Source organism: Streptomyces sp. Ru71, assembly GCF_002920535.1.
In the GTDB taxonomy this organism is placed as follows: domain Bacteria; phylum Actinomycetota; class Actinomycetes; order Streptomycetales; family Streptomycetaceae; genus Streptomyces.
In genome coordinates this window covers 31,170-46,234 of sequence record NZ_PQSS01000010.1, presented here as the reverse complement: position 1 = coordinate 46,234, position 15,065 = coordinate 31,170, and the positions used below count along the sequence as shown (strand labels likewise).

At 73.3% G+C, this 15,065-nt stretch carries 17 protein-coding genes; 14 read left to right on the top strand and 3 right to left on the bottom strand.

The window, feature by feature from the left end; translation table 11 throughout:
- Positions 1 to 77 precede the first annotated feature (77 nt).
- From C3489_RS08845 to C3489_RS08835, 3 genes are read left to right on the top strand one after another with little or no spacing between them, the layout of a single operon-like run.
- Positions 78 to 1,280, top strand: a complete 1,203-nt coding sequence (locus C3489_RS08845; protein ID WP_103781201.1) for a sensor histidine kinase — start codon at positions 78 to 80, stop codon at positions 1,278 to 1,280.
- 34 nt (positions 1,281 to 1,314) lie between these two features.
- Entirely contained in the window at positions 1,315 to 1,986 is a 672-nt protein-coding gene (locus tag C3489_RS08840; RefSeq protein ID WP_103781200.1) for a response regulator transcription factor, read from the top strand.
- A gap of 50 nt (positions 1,987 to 2,036) precedes the next feature.
- Positions 2,037 to 2,696 carry an AAA family ATPase gene (locus C3489_RS08835; RefSeq protein WP_103781199.1) on the top strand — a complete coding sequence of 220 codons (660 nt, stop codon included), beginning with the start codon at positions 2,037 to 2,039 and terminating at the stop codon, positions 2,694 to 2,696.
- A gap of 9 nt (positions 2,697 to 2,705) precedes the next feature.
- On the opposite strand, the gene C3489_RS08830 is transcribed toward C3489_RS08835, so the two are convergent.
- On the bottom strand, positions 2,706 to 3,809 hold the full coding sequence (locus C3489_RS08830; RefSeq protein ID WP_103781198.1) for a DUF5937 family protein: 1,104 nt from the start codon (positions 3,807 to 3,809) through the stop codon (positions 2,706 to 2,708).
- A gap of 163 nt (positions 3,810 to 3,972) precedes the next feature.
- Between C3489_RS08830 and C3489_RS08825 the strand changes: the two genes are divergently transcribed.
- Positions 3,973 to 4,164: a hypothetical protein gene (locus tag C3489_RS08825; RefSeq protein WP_103781197.1), complete on the top strand. Its 192-nt coding sequence runs from the start codon at positions 3,973 to 3,975 to the stop codon at positions 4,162 to 4,164.
- Here C3489_RS08825 and C3489_RS08820 read toward each other — a convergent pair.
- On the bottom strand, positions 4,136 to 5,359 hold the full coding sequence (locus tag C3489_RS08820; RefSeq protein WP_103781285.1) for a low specificity L-threonine aldolase: 1,224 nt from the start codon (positions 5,357 to 5,359) through the stop codon (positions 4,136 to 4,138). The two genes, C3489_RS08825 and C3489_RS08820, sit on opposite strands and share 29 nt — an antisense overlap.
- Before the next feature lie 257 nt (positions 5,360 to 5,616).
- Here C3489_RS08820 and C3489_RS08815 point away from each other — a divergent pair, with 257 nt between their 5' ends.
- The 10 genes from C3489_RS08815 to C3489_RS08770 all read left to right on the top strand — a co-directional run bounded on the left by C3489_RS08815 (position 5,617) and on the right by C3489_RS08770 (position 14,013).
- Complete coding sequence (locus C3489_RS08815; RefSeq protein WP_103781196.1) at positions 5,617 to 6,564, top strand: Rossmann-like and DUF2520 domain-containing protein; 948 nt, start codon at positions 5,617 to 5,619, stop codon at positions 6,562 to 6,564.
- Positions 6,561 to 7,553, top strand: coding sequence for a pantoate--beta-alanine ligase (gene panC, locus C3489_RS08810; RefSeq protein WP_103781195.1), 993 nt, complete (start codon positions 6,561 to 6,563; stop codon positions 7,551 to 7,553). The genes C3489_RS08815 and panC overlap by 4 nt, the downstream gene beginning before the upstream one ends.
- On the top strand, positions 7,550 to 9,283 hold the full coding sequence (locus tag C3489_RS08805; protein ID WP_103781194.1) for an L-aspartate oxidase: 1,734 nt from the start codon (positions 7,550 to 7,552) through the stop codon (positions 9,281 to 9,283). Before panC ends, C3489_RS08805 begins: the two co-directional genes overlap by 4 nt.
- Before the next feature lie 5 nt (positions 9,284 to 9,288).
- On the top strand, positions 9,289 to 10,266 hold the full coding sequence (nadC, locus tag C3489_RS08800; protein WP_103781193.1) for a carboxylating nicotinate-nucleotide diphosphorylase: 978 nt from the start codon (positions 9,289 to 9,291) through the stop codon (positions 10,264 to 10,266).
- 9 nt (positions 10,267 to 10,275) lie between these two features.
- A complete protein-coding gene (locus tag C3489_RS08795; RefSeq protein ID WP_103781192.1) occupies positions 10,276 to 11,073 on the top strand; it encodes a type III pantothenate kinase in 798 nt (265 codons plus the stop codon).
- A 217-nt stretch (positions 11,074 to 11,290) separates the two neighbouring features.
- Positions 11,291 to 11,962 (top strand): hypothetical protein, encoded by a 672-nt coding sequence (locus C3489_RS08790; protein ID WP_103781191.1) that lies wholly within the window; start codon positions 11,291 to 11,293, stop codon positions 11,960 to 11,962.
- A gap of 90 nt (positions 11,963 to 12,052) precedes the next feature.
- Positions 12,053 to 12,232, top strand: a complete 180-nt coding sequence (locus C3489_RS08785; RefSeq protein ID WP_103781190.1) for a hypothetical protein — start codon at positions 12,053 to 12,055, stop codon at positions 12,230 to 12,232.
- 158 nt (positions 12,233 to 12,390) lie between these two features.
- Positions 12,391 to 12,882: a BlaI/MecI/CopY family transcriptional regulator gene (locus tag C3489_RS08780; protein ID WP_181139584.1), complete on the top strand. Its 492-nt coding sequence runs from the start codon at positions 12,391 to 12,393 to the stop codon at positions 12,880 to 12,882.
- A gap of 9 nt (positions 12,883 to 12,891) precedes the next feature.
- Positions 12,892 to 13,425 carry an amino-acid N-acetyltransferase gene (locus C3489_RS08775; protein ID WP_103781188.1) on the top strand — a complete coding sequence of 178 codons (534 nt, stop codon included), beginning with the start codon at positions 12,892 to 12,894 and terminating at the stop codon, positions 13,423 to 13,425.
- A gap of 249 nt (positions 13,426 to 13,674) precedes the next feature.
- Positions 13,675 to 14,013: an Lsr2 family protein gene (locus C3489_RS08770; protein WP_103781187.1), complete on the top strand. Its 339-nt coding sequence runs from the start codon at positions 13,675 to 13,677 to the stop codon at positions 14,011 to 14,013.
- Here C3489_RS08770 and C3489_RS39035 read toward each other — a convergent pair.
- Positions 13,992 to 14,867 (bottom strand): SCO3374 family protein, encoded by an 876-nt coding sequence (locus C3489_RS39035; RefSeq protein ID WP_103781186.1) that lies wholly within the window; start codon positions 14,865 to 14,867, stop codon positions 13,992 to 13,994. The two genes, C3489_RS08770 and C3489_RS39035, sit on opposite strands and share 22 nt — an antisense overlap.
- Between the last annotated feature and the right edge of the window lie 198 nt (positions 14,868 to 15,065).

Sequence of the window (15,065 nt, the reverse complement as noted above, 5' to 3'; positions counted from 1 at the left end):
GCGGAGTACGCCCGCCAGACGGGGATCGGCCCTCCGGTTGACCCCTGCACCTATCTCGTTTCCCTACGCTGGGTTACGTGCAGCGCCTCTATGACTTCCTCCGCAGACACCCGATGGGGGTCGACGCCTTCTGGGCCGTCGTCCTGTTCGGGATCTCCCTGATGTCCGCGGTGGCCGGCCAGGCGACCCGGGGCACCGACGCCCCGGCGCTGATCGTCCCGGTGGCGCTGCTGCTGTGCCTGGTGGTCGCGCTGCGCCGGCGCATGCCGGAGCGGATGCTGCTGCTGGCCGTCGCGCTCGGGGTGGCCCAGCTGGCGCTGGACGTCGAGACGATGGCCGCGGACTTCGCGATGCTGGTGATCGTCTACACGGTCGCCGCGACCGGTGCCCGCTGGGCGTCCCGGCTGGCCCTGGCCGTCGGGCTGAGCGCCGCGACCGCGGCGCAGCTGCGCTGGCCCAACCAGGACGCGAGCGTGGCGGGCAACGTCGCCGTGGTGGTGTTCCAGACGGTGCCCTTCGCGCTGGCCTGGGTGCTCGGCGACTCGATACGCACCCGGCGGGCCTACTACGCGCAGCTGGAGGAGCGCGCCGCCCGTCTGGAGAAGGAGCGCGAGGCGCAGGCGAAGGTCGCGGTGGCCGCCGAGCGCGCCCGGATCGCGCGCGAGCTGCACGACGTCGTCGCGCACAACGTCTCCGTGATGGTGGTCCAGGCCGACGGCGCCGCCTACGTCCTGGACGCCGCCCCCGACCAGGCCAAGAAGGCCCTGGAGACGATCTCCTCCACCGGCCGGCAGGCCCTCGCCGAGATGCGCCGGCTGCTCGGCGTGCTGCGCACCGGCGAGCACCAGGAGGGCGGCGAGTACGTCCCGCAGCCCGACGTGCGGCAGATCGAGGACCTGGTCGAGCAGTGCCGCAGCTCCGGGCTGCCCGTCGACTTCAAGGTCGAGGGCACGCCCCGTCCGCTGCCCAGCGGCGTCGAGCTGACCGCGTACCGGATCGTGCAGGAGGCGCTGACCAACACGCGCAAGCACGGCGGGCCCAACGCGGGCGCCAGCGTGCGCCTGGTGTACTTCGACGACGGCCTCGGCCTGCTGATCGAGGACGACGGCAAGGGCGCCCCGCACGAGCTGTACGAGGAGGGCGGCGTCGACGGCCAGGGCCACGGCCTGATCGGCATGCGCGAGCGGGTCGGCATGGTCGGCGGCACCCTGGACGCCGGCCCGCGCCCCGGCGGAGGATTCCGCATCAGCGCGCTCCTGCCGCTCAAGCCGGCGCACTGACCGACCCTGTGACCCTCACAACGGAAGAGGCCCGATGACGATCCGCGTGATGCTCGTCGACGACCAGGTGCTGCTGCGCACCGGGTTCCGGATGGTGCTGGCCGCCCAGCCGGACATGGAGGTCGTCGCGGAGGCGGGTGACGGTGTCGAGGCTCTGCAGGTGCTGCGCTCGACGGCCGTCGACGTCGTCCTGATGGACGTCCGCATGCCGAAGCTGGACGGCGTCGAGACCACCCGCCGCATCTGCTCCGAGCCGGACCCGCCCAAGGTGCTGATCCTGACCACCTTCGACCTGGACGAGTACGCGTTCTCCGGGCTGAAGGCGGGCGCCTCCGGCTTCATGCTCAAGGACGTGCCGCCGGGTGATCTGCTCGCCGCCATCCGGGCCGTGCACAGCGGCGACGCCGTCGTCGCGCCCTCCACCACGCGGCGGCTGCTGGACCGGTTCGCGCCGATGCTGCCCTCCGGCGCGAAGGAGCCGCAGGCCAAGGAGCTGCAGCGGCTCACCGAGCGGGAGCGCGAGGTGATGGTGCTGGTCGCGCAGGGCCTGTCCAACGGGGAGATCGCCGCCCGCCTGGTGCTGTCCGAGGCGACGGTGAAGACGCACGTGGGCCGCATCCTGACCAAGCTGGGGCTGCGCGACCGCGTGCAGGTGGTGGTCCTCGCCTACGAGACCGGGCTGGTGCGGGCCGGTGGGCACGGCTGACTCGCCGAGACGGCTGACCGGGCGGTGCGGCGCCGGTAGGGTGTCGGGCCATGCTCCTGTGGATCAACGGCCCCTTCGGGGGCGGCAAGACACAGACGGCACACGAGATACGGCGCCGGCTGCCGGGCAGTGTCATCTGCGACCCCGAGCACGCCGGCTTCGGTCTGCGCCGCATGCTGCCGCCGGAACTGCGGGGCGCCCGCGGCCGGAGGCCGCTGATCGAGGACTTCCAGGACCTGGTCTCCTGGCGGCAGGGCGTCGTCGAGGTGCTGGACCTCGCGCTCACCGGGCACGACGGCGTGGTGATCGCCCCCATGACGGTCACGGACCCGGGGTACTTCGCCGAGACGGTAGGCCGCCTGCGCGAACTCGGCCATGACGTCCGGCACTTCACGCTGCTGGCCGAGCGCGAGACGGTGCTGAAGCGGCTGCGGGAGCGCGGCTTCGGCCATCTGCTGGGCTTCGCCGCCGGGCGGAACGCCGGGCTGCGCCGGGAGAGCTGGGCCGTGCAGCAGCTCGACCACTGCCTGGAGCGGCTGGCCAAGCCCGAGTTCGCCGAGCACCTGTGGACCGACCACACCACGGTGGCGAAGACCGCCGACCGCATCGCCGTCCTGGCCGGGCTCCAACTGGCCCCGAACAGGGAGGGGCGTCTGCGCACCCGCCTGCGCCAGGCGGGCGTGGGCCTGCGGCACATCCGCTTCGACTGACCCGGCCGGCTACCGGAGGATTCCCTCCAGGAAGTCGCTGCCGAGCCGGGCCACCATCGTCACGTCCAGCTGGTGCAGGACGTAACGGCCGCGGCGGCGGGTGGTGATCAGGCCCGCCTTCTTCAGGACGCCGAGGTGCCGGGATATCTCGGGGGCGGTCATGCCGTGTGCGTCCGCCAGCTCGCTCGTGGTGTGCGGGGCGCGGGCCAGGTGACGGCACAGCCGCATCCGCACCGGGTGGGCCAGGGCGTCCATCCGGCGGGTGAGCTGCTCGACGGTCAGCGCCTGCGGACGCGAGCCGCTGACCGGGTAGGTGATCGCGGGCTGCCAGCCGTAGCGGTGCAGCACCATCACATGGGGCCAGCCCAGGCTGGTCGGGACGAGGAGGAGCCCGCCGTCGCCGGTGGCCGTGTGGCCGTCCATGATCTTGTCGACCGTGATGACCTCGGCCTCCTCGTCCAGCGTCACCGCGCTGGACACGGCGGTGAGGGCGTCCGCGAGGCCCTTGCGGCGCAGCAGCTCCGTCTTGTGCCGGGCGTCCGCGGCGAGCTGCGGCTGGACCCGCGCCCAGATGTCGGCGAAGAACGCCTCGTCGCAGTCCTCCAGCAGCTGGCGCAGCCACGCCCGCACGGCCGGCGGGTCCTCCAGCAGCCGGCGGGTGAAGCGGGCCTGGACGCTGCCCCGCGCGGCCGCGAGGTCCAGCGCGCGCCGGCGCAGCGCCGCGTCGTCGAGCGGGCTCGGCTCCGGCAGGTCGTAGCGCAGCTGGCAGGTGAACTCCAGGGCCGCGTGCACGAACTGTTCGTCGGTCAGCTTGTCCAGCAGGTCGAGTTCCTCGGCGAGTGTGCCGCCCGGAATGGTGCGCCGGCCGGGGACTCCGGCGAACGGGGCGAAGACGTCGGAGAACGTGGTGCGCCACAGGAAGTCCGCCTCGCACAGGCGGTCGGCCAGGTTGGCGTCCAGCCGGGACGACACCGCCGTCGCCCACCCCTGCAACTGCGGATGGTGGCCCGGCTCGCTGAGCGCGTGGAGGGCCATCCCGAGCTCGGCGAGCGGCGAAGGCACGACGGAGATCCGCTCCGGCGGCAGGCCCGTGATGTCGATGCGCACGCTCATGACCCCATGGTGCACCCCACCACTGACAGCGCCCCCGTCGATTGACGGCCGCCGTCAATCGGCGGGACTCGTGCCGCGACCGCGGCGCAGGCTGAGGTCACCGGGGCAGCCGCGGAGCCTTCGGACCCTTCCCGCACTCCACGTCCCGAAGAGGCGATCCGTCATGAGCATCACCCAGCAGTACCTCCTCGACGCCCACCGCGCCCGGCAACACGGCGAGGCGGTCCCGCCCGCGCCGGGCACCCGCGCGTGGCAACTGCTGCGCGAGCTGAGGCAGTACGGCCGCTTCCGCGCCGTGCTCGCCGGCCGCCCGGTCCGCGTACGCGCTAGGCGGCGAGGGCACGCACGCGCGTGACGAAGTCCGCGACGGCGGCGCGCACGTCGCTCTCGCTCCACTCCAGGCCGGCGGCGCGCACCGTGACCTCGGTGTGGGCCATGCCTGGTCCGGCCTCGTCCCAAGGGCTCTGGAAGAGCAGCGTCTTCGTCTCCTCGCCCTGGCGCACCGCCGCCTCGGACAGCAGGTGCGGGTCGTAGGGCAGCCAGACCTGGAACTGGTGGGTGTGCGGCACCTCGGGGTGCACGCGCGCCCAGGGCAGTCCGGCCTCGGCGAACCCCTCGCGCAGCGCGGCGGCGACCACGCGCGCGTGCGTCACGTACTCCGGCAGCCGGGGCAGCTCCCACTCCAGACCGGCCAGCGCGGACAGCACGGTCGGGAACTGCTGCAGCACCATGCCGCCGTAGCGGTGCCGCCAGGTCTTCGCCTCCTCCACCAGGGTCGTGGGGCCGGCGAGGGCCGCGCCGCCGAAGCCGTCGAGGGACTTGTAGAACGACACGTAGACGCTGTCGGCCAGGCCGGCGATCTCCTGGAGCGGGCGGCCGAGGTGGGCCGTGGCCTCCCACAGGCGCGCGCCGTCGAAGTGCACGACGGCGTCGCGCTCGCGTGCCGCCTCCACGACCTCGGTGAGCTCCTCCCAGGACGGCAGCAGGAAACCGGCGTCCCGCAGGGGCAGCTCCAGCATCAGCGCCCCGAACGGCTCCGGGAAGGCGCGCACCTCCTCCGCCGTCGGCATCCGTGGCGCGCTGGTCACGGTGACCGTGCGCAGTCCGCTGACGACGGTGAACGCCCCGCCCTCGTGCACCTGGGGGTGGGCCAGCGCGTGCAGGGCGACCGTGGGGTTGCCGGTGCGGCCCGCCCAGCAGCGCAGGGCGACCTGCTGGGCCATGGTGCCGGTCGGGAAGAACGCGGCGGCCTCGGTGCCGAGCAGTTCCGCGACCCTGCGCTCCAGCGCCTCCACGATGCCGTCGCCGTACTGGTCGGGGCGCTCGTCGAGGTCGTACAGCTGCGCCGCGCGCTCCAGGAACGCCAGACGGTCGCGGAGCGAGGACAGATAGCCGGGGCGCGAGAGCACCCGCTGCGCGCCCCTGTGCGCGACAAGGCGCCGGTCGCGCATCCGCTCGCGCCAGCCGTCGGCCGAGCCCCCCTCCGGCTGCGGCGCCGTGCCGCCCTGCCCGTCCGCCCGCTGTCCGTCCTGCTCCGCCGCATCGCTCATGCGCGCGATCATGCCGTGCGGCCGATAAGGCGGGCATTCGCTTTTCCCGCCGGGCCCCTCCGCGTTCCCAGCCGGGCCCTCCGCGTTCTCAGCAGGGCCCCTCCGCAGCGCGCCCATGGCCCCGCTCCAGGGCACCCGGCGCGGCGTGGCGTAACCCACAGCCTGTGGACGAACGAACGCCCTCCGACCCGATAGCGTTAACATGACGAGAAATCGTCCGGTACCCGGAGCGGACTGGAACGGAAGGCCGCCGTCGCGTGAGTACAAGCCAACAGCCAGATCCCAGGGACCGCCCCGCGCGGCTCACCGTCGGCGTCGTCGGCGCCGGACGCGTCGGCCCCGCGCTCGCCGCCTCCCTCCAGCTCGCCGGGCACCGCCCGGTCGCCGTCTCCGGGGTCTCCGACACCTCCCGCAGGCGGGCCGCGCTCATGCTGCCCGACGTGCCCCTCGTCCCGCCCGCCGAGGTCCTCCAGCGCGCCGACCTGGTGCTGCTGACCGTCCCCGACGACACCCTGCCCGGCCTCGTCGCGGGCCTCGCCGAGACCGGTGCCGTACGGCCCGGCCAGCTGCTCGTGCACACCTCCGGTCGGTACGGCGCGAAGGTGCTCGACCCGGCCCTGCGCGCGGGCGCGCTGCCGCTGGCCCTGCACCCGGCGATGACGTTCACCGGCACCCCCGTGGACGTGCAGCGCCTGGCCGGCTGCTCGTTCGGCGTCACCGCCCCCGAGGAGCTGCGGCTGGCCGCCGAGGCCCTCGTCATCGAGATGGGCGGCGAACCGGAGTGGATCGCCGAGGAGATGCGCCCGCTGTACCACGCGGCGCTCGCCCTGGGCGCCAACCACCTCGTCACCCTGGTCGCCCAGTCCATGGAGCTGCTGCGCGAGGCCGGTGTCGAGGCCCCCGACCGGATGCTCGGCCCGCTGCTGGGTGCCGCCCTCGACAACGCCCTGCGTTCCGGCGACGCCGCCCTGACCGGGCCCGTCGCGCGCGGGGACGCCGGCACGGTCGCCGCGCACGTCGAACAGCTGCGCAAGCACGCCCCGCAGACCGTCGCCGGCTATCTGGCGATGGCCCGCGCCACCGCCGACCGCGCGCTCGCCCACGGACTGCTCAAGCCGGAACTCGCCGAGGACCTCCTCGGGGTACTCGCCACCGGGACCGACGCAACGGACGGGACCGACGGCATCGAAGGGGACGCCCGATGACCACCACCCTGCTGCGCACCGCCGACGAACTCCACGCACGCGCGCGTGCGGGCCGTCGCGCCGTCGTGATGACCATGGGTGCCCTGCACGAGGGCCACGCCACGCTCATCCGCACCGCGCGCGGGATCGCCGGCGCCGACGGCGAGGTCGTCGTCACCGTCTTCGTCAACCCGCTGCAGTTCGGCAAGGGCGAGGACCTGGACCGCTACCCGCGCACCCTGGAGGCCGACCTCAAGATCGCCGAGCAGGCCGGCGCCGACGTCGTCTTCGCGCCCTCCGTCGAGGAGGTCTACCCCGGCGGCGAGCCGCAGGTCCGCATCAGCGCCGGTCCCATGGGGGAGCGCCTGGAGGGCGCCTCCCGCCCCGGCCACTTCGATGGCATGCTCACCGTCGTCGGCAAGCTGCTGCACCTCACCCGCCCCGACGTCGCCCTGTACGGACAGAAGGACGCCCAGCAGCTCGCCCTGATCCGCCGCATGGTGCGCGACCTGAACTTCGGCGTCGAGATCGTCGGCGTGCCCACCGTCCGCGAGGACGACGGGCTCGCCCTCTCCAGCCGCAACCGCTACCTGTCCCCGCAGGAGCGGCGCACCGCGCTCGCGCTCTCCCGCGCGCTGTTCGCCGGCCGCGACCGGCACGCCGCCCAGGAGGCGCTGCGCGCACGCGCGCGTGAGGTGCCCGCCACGCACGCGCGTGCCGAGGCGCTCAGCGCCCTCGGCGAGTCCCGCGCCGCCGCCGACGCGCACGCCGTCGCCACCGCCGCCCCCGGCGGGCCGGCCGCCGTACGGGCTGCCGCGCGGGCCGTCCTGGACGAGGCCGCCCGCCTGGACCCGCCGCTGGAACTGGACTACCTCGCGCTCGTCGACCCGTCCGACTTCACCGAGATCGGGGACGACTTCACCGGCGAGGCCGTCCTCGCCGTCGCCGCCCGGGTCGGCTCGACCCGGCTGATCGACAACCTTCCTCTCACCTTCGGAGCCGCCTCGTGACCAGCACAGGCATACGACTGCACGCGCCCGCACCCGGGTGGTCCATCACCGCGGACGTGGTGGTCGTGGGTTCCGGCGTCGCCGGCCTGACCGCGGCCCTGCGCTGCGAGGCCGCGGGCCTGAACACGGTCGTCGTCACCAAGGCCCGCCTCGACGACGGCTCCACCCGCTGGGCGCAGGGCGGCATCGCCGCCGCCCTCGGCGAGGGCGACACCCCCGAGCAGCACCTTGAGGACACCCTGGTCGCCGGCGCGGGACTGTGCGACGAGGAGGCCGTGCGCGTCCTCGTCACCGAGGGCCCCGACGCCGTACGACGGCTCATCGCGACCGGCGCCCACTTCGACGAGTCCGCCGAGGGCGGCCTGCAGCTCACCCGCGAGGGCGGCCACCACCGGCGCCGTATCGCCCACGCGGGCGGCGACGCGACCGGCGCCGAGGTCTCCCGGGCCCTGGTCGAGGCGGTACGCGCGCGGGGGATGCGGACCGTCGAGAACGCGCTCGTGCTCGACCTGCTCACCGACGCCGACGGCCGCACCGCCGGCGTCACCCTGCACGTCATGGGCGAGGGCCAGCACGACGGCGTGGGCGCCGTGCACGCGCCCGCGGTCGTCCTCGCCACCGGCGGCATGGGCCAGGTGTTCTCGGCGACCACCAACCCGTCGGTGTCCACCGGCGACGGCGTGGCGCTCGCCCTGCGCGCGGGCGCGGAGATCTCCGACCTGGAGTTCATGCAGTTCCACCCGACCGTGCTGTTCCTCGGACCCGAGGCCGAGGGCCAGCAGCCGCTGGTCTCCGAGGCGGTGCGCGGCGAGGGCGCCCACCTGGTCGACGCCGACGGCGTGCGCTTCATGGTCGGCCAGCACGAACTGGCCGAGCTCGCCCCGCGCGACATCGTCGCCAAGGGCATCCTGCGCCGCATGCTGGAGCAGGACGCCGAGCACATGTTCCTCGACGCCCGGCACTTCGGCGCCCAGATGTGGGAACAGCGCTTCCCGACGATCCTGGCCGCCTGCCGCGCCCACGGCATCGACCCCGTCCACGAGCCCATCCCGATCGCCCCGGCCGCCCACTACGCCTCCGGCGGCGTGCGCACCGACTCCCACGGCCGCACCACCGTCCCGGGCCTGTACGCGTGCGGCGAGGTCGCCTGCACCGGCGTGCACGGCGCGAACCGGCTCGCCTCCAACTCCCTGCTGGAGGGCCTGGTCTACGCCGAGCGCATCGCCGACGACATCGCCGCGAGCCACGCCGCGAGCGGCCTTGACGCGCGCGTGCCCGAGCCCGTGCCCTACCCGGACACGCCCGCGCACCCGCTGCTCGCCCCTGAGACCCGGTTCGCCATCCAGCGGATCATGACCGAGGGCGCGGGCGTGCTGCGCTCCGCGGAGTCCCTCGCCAAGGCCGCCGACCAGCTCCAGCGGCTGCACACCGAGGCCCGCGACGCGCTGGAGGAGAACGGCAAGACCGCCGAGCCCGGCGTCGACACCTGGGAGGCCACCAACCTCCTGTGCGTGGCCCGCGTCCTGGTCGCCGCCGCCCAGCGGCGCGAGGAGACCCGCGGCTGCCACTGGCGCGAGGACCGCACCGGACGCGACGACACCCACTGGCGGCGCCACATCGTCGTGACGCTCAATCCCGACCGGTCCCTCGCCGTGCACACCACCGACAGCGCAGACTTCCCCCCGACCCGCCCCGAGGCCCCCGCGCCCCAGCGTTACCAGGAGCAGTGACCCAAGTGACCGATCACGACCTTCCCCTCGCCTCGAACGGCGGCTGCGGCGACGGCTGTGCCTGCGGCGCAGAAGCCGACGAGGACTACCTGGAGTGCGGGCTCGACCCCGCGCTCGCGCAGCTCCTGGCCGACGCCGGACTCGACCCCGTCGAGGTCGAGGACATCGCCAACGTCGCCATCCAGGAGGACCTGGACCACGGCGTGGACGTCACGACCGTCGCCACCATCCCCGAGGACGCCGTCGCCACCGCCGACTTCACCGCGCGCGAGGCGGGCGTCGTGGCGGGCCTGCGGGTCGCCGAGGCGGTGCTCTCCGTGGTGTGCACCGACGAGTTCGAGGTCGAGCGGCACGTCGAGGACGGCGACCGCGTCGAGGCCGGGCAGAAGCTGCTGTCGGTCACCACGCGCACGCGTGACCTGCTGACCGCCGAGCGCAGCGCCCTGAACATCATGTGCCGGCTGTCCGGCATCGCCACCGCCACGCGCGCGTGGGCGGACGCGCTGGACGGTACGAAGGCGCGCGTGCGCGACACCCGCAAGACCACGCCGGGGCTGCGCTCGCTGGAGAAGTTCGCGGTGCGCTGCGGCGGCGGCGTCAACCACCGCATGTCGCTGTCCGACGCGGCCCTGGTCAAGGACAACCACGTCGTGGCCGCGGGCGGCGTCGCGCAGGCCTTCAAGGCCGTACGGGAGGCCTTCCCGGACGTGCCGATCGAGGTCGAGGTCGACACGCTGCACCAGCTGCGCGAGGTCGTGGACGCCGGCGCGGACCTGATCCTGCTGGACAACTTCACGCCCACCGAGTGCGCCGAGGCCGTCGGGATCGTCGGCGGGCGGGCCCTGCTGGAGGCGTCGGGCCGGCTGACGCTCGACAACGCGCGCGCGTACGCCGAGACCGGCGTGGACTACCTGGCCGTCGGCGCCCTGACCCACTCCTCGCCGATCCTGGACATCGGCCTGGACCTGCGCGAGGCGGAGTAGGGGCCGGTCATGCTGCTGACGATCGACGTAGGCAACACGCACACCGTCCTCGGGCTGTTCGACGGGGAGGAGATCGTCGAGCACTGGCGCATCTCCACGGACGCCCGCCGCACGGCGGACGAGCTGGCCGTCCTCCTCCAGGGCCTGATGCGGATGCATCCCCTCCTCGGCGAGGACCTGGGAGACGGCATCGACGGCATCGCCATCTGCGCGACGGTCCCCTCGGTGCTGCACGAACTGCGCGAGGTGACGCGGCGCTACTACGGCGACGTGCCCGCCGTGCTGGTCGAGCCCGGTGTGAAGACGGGTGTGCCGATCCAGTTCGACAACCCGAAGGAGGTCGGCGCCGACCGCATCATCAACGCCGTCGCGGCCAACGAGCTGTACGGCGGCCCGGCGATCGTCGTCGACTTCGGCACGGCGACGACGTTCGACGCGGTCTCCGCGCGCGGGGAGTACGTCGGCGGCGTCATCGCCCCCGGCATCGAGATCTCCGTCGAGGCGCTCGGCATGCGCGCCGCGATGCTGCGCAAGATCGAGGTGGCCCGGCCGCGGAGTGTCATCGGCAAGAACACCGTCGAGGCCATGCAGGCGGGCGTCGTGTACGGCTTCGCCGGCCAGGTCGACGGGGTCGTCAGCCGGATGGCACGCGAGCTCGCCGACGACCCGGACGACGTCACGGTCATCGCGACGGGCGGCCTGGCCCCGATGGTCCTCGGCGAGTCCTCGGAGATCGACGAACACGAGCCGTGGCTGACCCTGATCGGCCTGCGCCTGGTCTACGAGCGGAACGTCGCCCGCATGTGACGCGGACCGTGCGGATGGTGCGGGGCGGGGGCCGGCCCGGACGCCGGCCACCGCGTACTCCGGCGCCGCCCGGCGCGAGCCGGGCGGCGCCCCGACGTACGCCCGCTCGCGCGTGCACCCGGGTGGCTCGTTGCGCCACGCCCGTTCGGTGTGTCTGGTTTGTCTGATTAGCGCGTATGGTCGCCGCATGCCCACGCCATACGGATCCCGCGGCGGCATGGCGTTCGGCGTGGAGGAGCTGCGTGTGCTCCGCCGCGCTCTCGCCCTCGCCCTGAACCCCGCCCCCGCCTCGGCCGAGGACGTCCAGGACTGTCTCCGTCTCGCAGAGTCCCTAGACGAGGCGATGCGCGAGGGCGCCCGGCTGCGCGCCTTCCTCGTGGCCGACCTCGGCCGCTACCGCGCGGCGCTCCCGGGCACCGCGGCCGGTTACCTCACGCTGCTCGACGAGGCGCTGGGCGCCGGATACCGGCCGGACCCCGACGACCTGGCCGCCCTGCGCGCCCTGCGCGGCAACCCCGTCGCGGCCGCCCTGCTGGATCGCTGCCAGGCCATGGCCGAACAGGACGTACGGGCCCGTCTGGCGCGCGGCACGGCGGCTCGCGAGGCCGCCGCCGGCGCCGTACCGACCGTGCCCGCCTGCCGCACCCGCCTGCTGGCGCTCCCTGGCGGCCGCACGGCGGCGGACGACCTCGCGGATGCCGCCGTCGCGGCCGGCGACGGCGACACGCCGGAGAGGAAGCCGGGGCAGAAGCCGGCCTCGACGCCCCAGCCGTCCCCCTCGGCCCCCGATCCGGCCCGCCGCCCGATCCCGACCCCCGGCGAGGTCTTCCCGCGCCGCAAGCCGGCCCCGGCCCCCGCCAAGCCGCCCCGGCAACTGGCGGCCGGCTGACCGCTCCCGCACCCGCGCACCCCGGGCGGGGCCGGCCGAATCGTCCGACCCCGCCCGAAATCCGCACGCGCGCCTGGCTACTCTGGAGCCATGGACTACGTCTCCGCGCTCCTGCCCCCGGTCGTCATGGCCGTTTTCTTCGTCGGCGTGATCCGGGTGATCGTCAAGACCCAGGGCGGCGCCAACAAGGCCAAGGAGGACGCGGCCGTCGACGCCGCCCTCGCGCGCGTGGAGAACACCCGCCAGGCCTCCGCCGCCGGCGACGCCTGACCGCGACCGTCCCCGGCCGTCCCGCCGCGGCGCCTGCACCGGCGTACGACTCCCACGCAGCCCCCGCTGCCGAGTCGTACGCCCTTTTTGTTCGCGATTGTCACTAAAAGTGCCCGTCCGGCACGCCAAGGGTGAGATCTCCCACTATCGTCTGAGCTGTGCCTCGCCCATTGGGAGAACTCGAAGACGCGGTCATGACGCGGGTGTGGAAGTGGAACCGCCCCGTCACGGTTCGAGAAGTCCTGGAAGATCTGCAACAGGAACGGTCGATCGCCTACACCACGGTCATGACCGTTTTGGACAATCTCCATCAGAAGGGCTGGGTGCGCCGCGAAGCGGAAGGCCGGGCCTATCGATATGAGGCGGTCTCCACCCGGGCCGCCTACGCCGCCGCCCTGATGAACGACGCCTGGGGGCAGAGCGACAACCCCGCCGCCGCTCTCGTCGCCTTCTTCGGCATGATGAGCGACGAACAGCGGCAGGCCTTGCGGGATGCCCTGCGCATCATCCGCGACGGGGGCGAGGAAGCCATCGCGGAAACAACACAAGCGACACAAGCCCTGGAACGCGGCGAAGCCGAAGGCGCCGGCCAGAACGCCGCCCCGGTACAGGAGAACCCCGACTCGGCGGCGCGGGGCGGCGGGCGATAGCGTCCCGCCATGTCCGCACAGAGCCCCGAACCCACCGCTAAAGCCATCACGGTCCGGCGGGCCCGCACCAGCGATGTCCCCGCAGTGCGCCGACTCCTCGATGCCTACGTCCGCGGCGGCATCCTGCTCGACAAAGCGACGGTGACGCTTTACGAGGACATCCAGGAGTTCTGGGTCGCGGAACGCGACGACAACGCCGAGGTGGTCGGCTGCGGCGCACTGCACGTGATGTGGGAAGACCTCGCGGAAGTCCGCACACTCGCCGTGAAGCCCGGCCTGAAGGGCGCGGGCGTCGGTCACCAGGTGCTGGAGAAGTTGCTGCAGACCGCCCGCTGGCTGGGTGTTCGCCGCGTATTCTGCCTGACCTTCGAAGTCGAGTTCTTCGGCAAGCACGGCTTCGTGGAGATCGGTGAGACCCCGGTGGACCGCGATGTGTACGCGGAGCTCCTGCGTTCCTATGACGAGGGCGTCGCGGAGTTCCTCGGTCTCGAACGAGTGAAACCGAACACCCTCGGCAACAGCCGCATGCTTCTGCATCTGTGATCGCCGGGCAACGGCAACGCTGTCACGGCATATTCCGCACCGCCGGCCGTTGCCCAGGTTCCCTATGTCCGAAACGCGCATGTTTCCGGCCCTGGGGCCGTGGGTCGGCCTCTGCCAGGGGTTTGTGTTTTTCCGGCAAAAGCGGTTTGCTTTCCGACGTACTGCAGTACTGCATATAACAGGGGCGGCGGTGAAACGGGCGGACGCCGCGCACCCTGGGTCCTCACGTTATCGATGAAAGGAAATCCGGTGGCACAGAAGGTTCAGGTCCTTCTTGTCGACGACCTCGACGGCGGCGAGGCAGACGAGACCGTGACGTTCGCGCTGGACGGGAAGACGTACGAGATCGATCTCACCACCGCCAATGCCGACAAGCTGCGCGGCCTTCTTGAGCCGTACGTGAAGAATGGTCGTCGCACCGGTGGCCGTGCGTCGGGCGGACGCGGAAAGGCGCGTGCCGCTTCCGGCGGCGGTACCCAGGACACCGCCGCGATCCGCGCCTGGGCCAAGGAGAACGGTTACGAGGTCAATGACCGCGGCCGGGTTCCCGCGTCCATTCGCGAGGCCTACGAGAAGGCCAACGGCTGAGCGCACGCGCGCCGCAGGCGGATGCGGTGGCACTGCGTGGCCACCGTTTCCACCACCCGTACGAGATCGGGGGTGCCCGCATCGCCCCCCAGCGCCGACATCGTCGGCAGCGAGGCCTCGACCTCGCACCCCGGCACCGGGGGCCGCAGCCATACGGCGGCCCCCTGGGAAGCGGAGCGGCCAGCCCCGGCCGCCCATGTCCCGCCGGGCCCGGCCCCGGTCGGCCGGACGTCGCCCGCCCCCGGATCGGCGGACCTGGTTGTGGCCGGCCTTGTCACGGCGGACGCCTCCGGGCGGCCCCTGACCGCATCTGCTGCCCCAACCCCGGCGGACTGCCCCCGGTGGTCTGTGTACGGCCCTGCCGGGGCCTCGCCGGGCGATTCACCCCAGCAGCCTCCGCGCGGGCCTCTCAGGCCGTCCGAGGACGGCCCTGCGGGGCCATTCCCGGATGAGCCGGTCGGTCCAGCCAGGAACCGTGCCGGCGGCAGCGGGGCCTCCAGCGTGCTGCCCGGGCCCAGGGCCGTCAGGTCCAGGAAGGGCGAGAGCGGGGCCCACTCCAGCCACTCCAGCAGGCCGGGCAGTTCGTCCGCGCTGCCGGGGGCCAGCAGGAGCCACATGCGCCCGCCGCGGACGGCCACCGGCGAGCCGGGGCTCAGATGCCGCAGTGCGGCCAGCCCCGCCTCGACGGGGACGTCCAGGACGTCGAAGCGCGGGCCCACGGAAAGTCGTACCGGTTCCCCGGGCACCACCGGCCAGCCCAGTTCGTTCTCGTACCAACGCCGGACGGGACCGCCCGTCTCGGGCGACCGGCGGGGAAGGGGGACCGAGTGCCATGGGGGGACTGAGCCAGCCATGCCAAGCCAAACCGGCGAAGACACCCGAGGGTTACGCTGGGTGTTCCGACATGTGCTCACAGTGCCGGCCGTGGGGGCGTGCGGGGGTACGTGGAGGCGCAAGGTTGTTCGCCCGTAGCGGAGGGAAGCGGTGCGCGCGGCATGACCTGTCCGTCGCAGCGGGTAAGACATCCCTAGTGGGAGGGGGCGACACGCAGG